The organism is Gemmatimonas sp. (genome assembly GCF_044345575.1).
Lineage (GTDB): Bacteria > Gemmatimonadota > Gemmatimonadetes > Gemmatimonadales > Gemmatimonadaceae > Gemmatimonas.
In genome coordinates, this window is sequence record NZ_JBIJAW010000194.1 from 1 (window position 1) to 6,126 (window position 6,126).

Here is a 6,126-nt window from a genome sequence, read left to right on the forward strand (position 1 = left end):
GGAGGGTTGAGTTCGCCGATAGAAACTGTCAGCGTTGTGCCTGAGTCTGCCGAGTCCCGCGGATGTCCGCAAGGCGTGCTGCCACAGGGGCCGCACGTTTCCTGACGCTGTAAAGCCCTGTCTGCGACCGCCCATGTGCCTCTCTGCCCGCACACTGTTTCGTTCGTCGTTGCTCCTTGGTGTTTCGCTCGTGGCCGGTGTGCTTACCCCGCGGCGTGCCCACGCGCAGCGTGAGCGGCTGGTGGTACGCCTCGACCAACTGGGGGCCACCAGCGTCGTGCAGCCGGCCGGCACCGTCGCGCCCGCGCAGTTCGACCAGCAGGCCCTGCAGGTGACCCTGTCGCACCGGCTCGTTCGCGATCAGGGGAGCGCCATCGTGATTCTGGGCGGGCAGTGGCGTGCGGTGCGTCAACCGCTGCCGCGTCGTGCGGCGGCGGTCGGCGGTAGCACCGGAGGGGCCACTGAGGGCACCACCACATTGCACACGGCGACCGCTGACCTGATGCTGCTGCGGACCGTGGGCGAGCGTCATACCGTGGTGGGGGTGCTGCGCCCCGGCTTCTATGGCAATGCGCTGCGCGTGGAAGGCGCGGCCTTCGTGGATCGCATCGTGTCACCGCGCACGACGATCGGGGCGGGACTGTCGTACGCCTCGACCTTTGGGCAGCTGCTCCCCATTCCGGTGGTGCACGTGGTGTCGCGCGCATCGCGTCGCGTGATCATCGACGCCCTGCTCCCGGCACGCGCCGATGTGTGGTACATGCCGCGCAAGGGACTCGACGTGGGCGTGAATGCCTCGCTCGCCGGTGCGCTTTACGGGCTCACGGACAGCCAGTCGACGACGCAGGGCGTGACCGGTGCCAACGCCGTCGGCGTGGCCAACGCCACCGTGGGTCCGCAGGTGCGATGGACGCCGCAGGGGGGCAAGTGGCAGCTCACCGCCGACGCCGGCACGACAGTGCTGCGTCGGGCCGAATACGTGCGCGATAGCCGCGTGCTGGCCGATCTCGCGCCGGGCAACGTGCCGTACGTGCGCCTGGGGATGCAGCGCCTCTTCTGACCGTGGGCGTTCCGGTGATGGCTACGGGGTAGGGTCGAGCGTACGAAGCACACGCGCGGGCTGCCCCACCGCCACCACCATGCTCGGAATGTCGCGCGTCACGATGCTCCCCGCGCCGATCGTCGTGCCGTCGCCAATGGTGACACCGCCGAGGATGATGGAGCCGGCGCCGATCCACACGCGGTGGCCGATATGCACCGGCGCCACCTGCGTGCGATACGGCGTCCCGAAAGCGTTCCCTCCCGCGGGGATGCGTTCGTCGGGGTGCAGCGGATGCGTGGCGGTGATGATCTGTACGCCGGGCCCCACCAGCACATCGTCACCGATGGTGATGGCGGCAGTGTCGTGGAACTGGCAGTTGCGGTTCACGAACGTGCGCGCGCCCACCCGCAGATGCACCCCGAACTCGCAGGTGAACGGCGTCTCGATCCAGCCATTGGGGCCCACGCTGGCCAACAGTGCGGCGATCAGCGCCTGCCGTTCGTCGAGCGAGAGCGCAGGGTCACTGTTGGCGCGCGCCAATTGCTGGCGGCATCGTTCCGCCGCCCGCAGCAATTCGGGAGCGCGCCCGTCGAATTCCGTGAGCACCTCGATCATCGGAACACCGCAATCTCATCCAACGGCTTGCGCGTGAGGGCGGGCACCTGGGCATCGACCGCGGGATACCCTACCGGCATCACGAGAAACGCCTTTTCGTTCGCGGGGCGCTCGAGCAGCTCACCAAGGAACCCCATCGGGCTCGGGGTGTGCGTGAGCGTCACGAGGCCCATCGTGTGCACCGCGGCGATGAACAGCCCGGCCGCGATACCGCAGCTCTCCTGCGTGTAGTAGAACGTGCGCTTGCTGCCATCCGCATCCAGACCGTGGCTCTGCCGAAAGAGCACCACCACCCACGGCGCATCGGTGAGGTGCGTCTTCACGGCATCGGTCCCCAGCGGCTCCAGCGCGGCGCGCCACTCCGGCGTGATGCGCTCGGCATAGAAGCGCCGTTCCTCCTCCTCCGCGGCCTCGCGCATGCGGCGCTTGAGGGCGGGGTCACTCACGGCCACGAAGGTCCACGGTTGCTGATGCGCCCCGCTCGGCGCTGTCCCACCGGCGCGAATGGCCTGCTCGATCCAGTCGCGCGGCACCGGCTCCGGCGAGAAGTGACGCGTGGTGCGACGGGCGTCGAGATGACGCACGAACTCGTGTGCCCGGCGGGCCGACTCGTCGGCGGAAAGCCGCTCGTGCTGCAGAGGGACGAAAGTGGACATGCCCCGATGATACTCGGCCGCCGCCGTCTCCGCTGCCATCGTATCGCGCGCCTGCCTCAGGCTGCTGCGGGAGTATCCTTGAAGTCGTGGTCGGGCAACACGTCGGCGCTCAGTTCGAGATGCGTGCGGAAGTAGTCCCGCATGATCTGCGCATTCGATCCGGCGTCGACGTACACGAGCGCGTCGGCCTTGTGGCGCCGCGGGAAGATCACGCGCGCGACATGGTCGCCCCCCCACACGGAGGTGAGCGCGCCGGCGGCCGACTGCCACGCGACCGCCTTACTGCCGCTCAGCTGGATGGCGTCGGCCGTGAGCGCGTACTGCACACACAGGAGGACGCCGGCCAACACGCGCGCGGCCTCGAGTGATGCCGTGCGCGCGCTCCAGATGTGCAGCGTACCCGCGCGTTCGATGATGAGATCTTCCGAACCCGCGAGTTCCACATGCAGGGCGTTTTCGTCCACGCGGATGATGGCGTCCGCGAACAGGTCGCGGTGTTCCTTGGCACAGCGCGACAACCACGTGTTCGCCAGCAACGAGGCCTTCTGCCACTCGTCGTCAGTGGCGGCACGGCTCATGGTGTAGATGACTTCGTACGTCGAATGAGACACGGAGAGGTCAAATCGAGAGTGATGCACCCACCATATCGGCGGTTCGGCGTGTCTGCCGATCGACACGAAGCTTAAGGATGTCGGGCACCGCGCGCACCGCCTCCGCCAAAGTGAAACGTGCTTCACGGTACATGGGGGAATGCGCCGGACGACTTACGCGTTGGACGCCGCAGCGACCCCAGCGGCGCGTCCGGTCACCCACGCCCAGAGGAAGTTGTAGCCACCGATCGGTCCGAACGCGTCGAGCACTTCCCCGCAGAGAAAGAGCCCCGGTGCACGCCGGCTCTCCATGGTGCGCGGGTCCACTTCGGAGAGCGCCACGCCCCCACCGGTGACCTCGGCCTTCTTGTATCCTTCGTCGCCCTGCCAGGGCAACGCGCCACGCACGAGCACGTCGACCAGACGACGGCGCTCGTCCCGCGTGAGTTCGGCCAGCTTGCGGGTGGGGTCGACCTGGGCTTGCGCCATGAGCACATCAGCCAGCCGATCCGGCAGTTCCTGACGGACCACCGACGACACCTGACGTGTGCCGCCACTCTGCAGCAGGGCGGTCCACGCCGGTTCGTCGTGCGCGGTCCACTGCACCGCGATGTCCGCGCCGCTCGCTGCGCCTTCCGCGCGCGCCCGTACGGCGACGTGGGACACGTTGAGTACCGACGGCCCGCTGTATCCCTGATGCGTGAACAGGAATCCACCACTCGCCGTGGCCTGCCGAACGCCAGAGGTGGCCGTGAGCGACACGCGCAAGGAGATACCGGAGAGCGCACTGAAGTCGCTCGGGGCCGATGTGACCGGCGTAAGCGCCGCGTACGTGGGATGCATGGTGTGCCCCATGGCGCGCAGCATGGAGAGTCCGCTGCCATCGCTCCCGGTGTTCGGTACCGACAGTCCGCCGGTGGCAACGATGACCGCGTCGGCACGTAGTGCCTCATCGCCGGCGATGCCGATGATCCAGGCCGCGCCGTCGGGCTCGAGCGAAGTGACCAGCGTGTCCATGCGCACCTCCACGCCCGAGCGCCGTGCCAGCGCGAGCAGGCCATCGCGCACATCGCGCGCCTTGTGCGACGCGGGGAAGAGCTTCGCCGACTCCACCTCTTCCTCGAGCCGAATTCCCACCTCCTCTTCGAAGAACCGGATCTGGTCGGCAAGCGGCCAGCTGCGCACGATCTTGCGCAGCGTGTTGGGCGAGGAGTCGGTCACGAACCGCCGCTCGTCGAGTTTCGACGGCAGCACGTTGCAGCGCCCGCCTCCGCTGATGAGGATCTTGCGTCCCCCATCTCGCGTGCGCTCGAGCAGCACGGTGTGCGCCCCGCTGCGCGCCGCGAATATCGCCGCCATGGTACCGGCAGCGCCGGCTCCGATAATCACCACTCGTCGCATGCCACGAACCCGTCGGTGGAAGAGTCACACCGCTGCGGAATACAGCGACGCTTGGTCACGCTTGAGTATCGCCCATCGGCCCCGTGGAGGGAATGCATGAGGCGGCCTGAGGCGCTACGTTTGCTGCATGGGGTCCCTCGCTCTCGATCAGTCCGTCGATACCGAAGCTGCTGCCCGCAAGCGCATCCTCACGGTGCTCTTCGTGGGGGTGTTCATGGCCGCGCTCGATGCGGCGGTCATCGCGCCCGCCATTCCTGCGTTGCGCAGCGCATTCGGCGTGGACAACCGCCAGATCGGCCTGGTGACGATCGTCTTCAGTCTCTGCTCGCTCACCAGTACCGCGCTCATGGCGGCGTTGAGTGATCGGTTCGGACGGCGCACGATCTACCTGATGGACATCGCGGGCTTCGCCATCGGTTCGCTCATCATCGCGCAGTCGAACAGCTTCGGCATGCTGCTCGTTGGCCGCGCGGTGCAGGGGCTGAGTGCCGGCGGCATCACCCCCACGGCGAGTGCGGTGGTGGGGGATACGTTCCCCGCCGAGCAGCGGGGGAAGATTCTCGGGCTCATCGGCGCGACGTTCGGCATGGCCTTTCTCTTCGGTCCCATTCTGGCGTCGGTGCTGCTCGTGGTGGCCACGTGGCAGTGGATCTTCCTGGTGAACCTGCCGTTCGCGGCCATCGTGTTCGTGATGGGGTATCGAGCGCTGCCGCGCGTTGCGCGTCCGGCCTCGTTGCCGCCGTTCGATTACGTGGGGATTGCCACGTTGGCGCTCATGCTGGCCGGGCTGACGCTCGGGATCAACCGCGCGGTGGACACCCTCACCGGCGTCACCATGTGGCCCGCGTTGCTGGTCGCGGCTGCGGTGGCCGTGCCGATGCTGGTGGTCGTGGAGCGGCGCGCCGCGCAGCCCATCGTGCCGCTGTCGCTGTTCGGTACGAAGCAGCTGCGCACCACGTGGGTGCTGTGCACGGGCGCCGGTTTCGGCATGGGCAGCGTGATTTTCATCTCGTCGGTGGCCGTCGCGGCGTTCGGCACCGAGCCGAGCCGGGCCGGGTTGCTGCTGCTCCCGCTGGTGTTGTGCTCCTCGGCCGCGTCGGCGCTCTTTGGCCGCTGGCAGAACACGCTCGGCCCGCGCCGGGTGATGTTGAGCGGGTTCGGCACGCTGGCGATTGGGTCGCTGCTCATCGGTCTTGCCGCGCAGACCTTCTGGCTGTTCATCGTGGCGACGCTGTTCATCGGCGCCGGCGTGGGCATCGTGGTGGGTGGCACGCTGCGCACCGTGGTGCTCGACGAGGTGGATGCCAAACAGCGCACGGCCGCGCAGGCGCTCGTGAACATTGGCATCGCCATCGGCAACCTCATGGTGGTGGCCGTGCTCAGTGCGCTCGCCGACCGGGCGGGCGGTGGCCTCGTAGGGCTCAAGAGCGCGTATCTCGCTGCGACCATCGTGATGCTGGTGATGATGGCCATCAGCCTGCGCCTGCAGCCGCGGCGCGCGCCTGCCGCCTGACGGCGCGCGCCCCGTTTACGGCGCGCGCTCCGAGTAGCGCTCCTTCGCGGTGAACTTTTCGAGACGCCAGGGCGGGTTGCTCAGCCCGCCGTAGGCGTGGTCGCGCAGCCACTGCTGTTCCGTCTCGACCTCTTCTTCGTTGAGATCCTTGAACCACGTCTTCTGGCGCGTGGCGCTGCCGCTGAACCAGCGATAGTTGCGCGCCTTGAGCACGTCCTTCGATTCGATCGGCGAACCGATCGCCGACAGGCGCACGGTGGTGCGCCGAGCGCGCTCGAGCAGCCGTGTGAGCGGTGTGGCGTCTCCGTC

General features: G+C 68.0%; 6 protein-coding genes and 1 pseudogene. 2 read left to right on the forward strand and 5 right to left on the reverse strand.

From position 1 onward, the window contains the following. Positions 1–133: 133 nt before the first annotated feature. Positions 134–1,060 carry a hypothetical protein gene (locus tag ACIQ6O_RS11355; protein WP_396207903.1) on the forward strand — a complete coding sequence of 309 codons (927 nt, stop codon included), beginning with the start codon at positions 134–136 and terminating at the stop codon, positions 1,058–1,060. Positions 1,061–1,081: 21 nt separating this feature from the next. Here ACIQ6O_RS11355 and ACIQ6O_RS11360 read toward each other — a convergent pair whose 3' ends face one another. From ACIQ6O_RS11360 to ACIQ6O_RS11375, 4 genes are all read right to left on the reverse strand, one after another. Then, on the reverse strand, positions 1,082–1,657 hold the full coding sequence (locus ACIQ6O_RS11360) for a sugar O-acetyltransferase (RefSeq protein WP_396207904.1): 576 nt from the start codon (positions 1,655–1,657) through the stop codon (positions 1,082–1,084). After that, a complete protein-coding gene (locus tag ACIQ6O_RS11365) occupies positions 1,654–2,313 on the reverse strand; it encodes a nitroreductase family protein (RefSeq protein ID WP_396207905.1) in 660 nt (219 codons plus the stop codon). The genes ACIQ6O_RS11360 and ACIQ6O_RS11365 overlap by 4 nt, the downstream gene beginning before the upstream one ends. A 56-nt stretch (positions 2,314–2,369) precedes the next feature. Further along, positions 2,370–2,924, reverse strand: a complete 555-nt coding sequence (locus ACIQ6O_RS11370; RefSeq protein ID WP_396207906.1) for a hypothetical protein — start codon at positions 2,922–2,924, stop codon at positions 2,370–2,372. A gap of 153 nt (positions 2,925–3,077) precedes the next feature. Then, on the reverse strand, positions 3,078–4,304 hold the full coding sequence (locus tag ACIQ6O_RS11375) for an NAD(P)/FAD-dependent oxidoreductase (RefSeq protein ID WP_396207907.1): 1,227 nt from the start codon (positions 4,302–4,304) through the stop codon (positions 3,078–3,080). 127 nt (positions 4,305–4,431) lie between these two features. Here ACIQ6O_RS11375 and ACIQ6O_RS11380 point away from each other — a divergent pair, with 127 nt between their 5' ends. Beyond that, positions 4,432–5,817 (forward strand): MFS transporter, encoded by a 1,386-nt coding sequence (locus ACIQ6O_RS11380; RefSeq protein WP_396207908.1) that lies wholly within the window; start codon positions 4,432–4,434, stop codon positions 5,815–5,817. 15 nt (positions 5,818–5,832) lie between these two features. Here ACIQ6O_RS11380 and ACIQ6O_RS11385 read toward each other — a convergent pair. Next, positions 5,833–6,126, reverse strand: a pseudogene (locus tag ACIQ6O_RS11385) (3'-5' exonuclease); the annotation flags it as partial.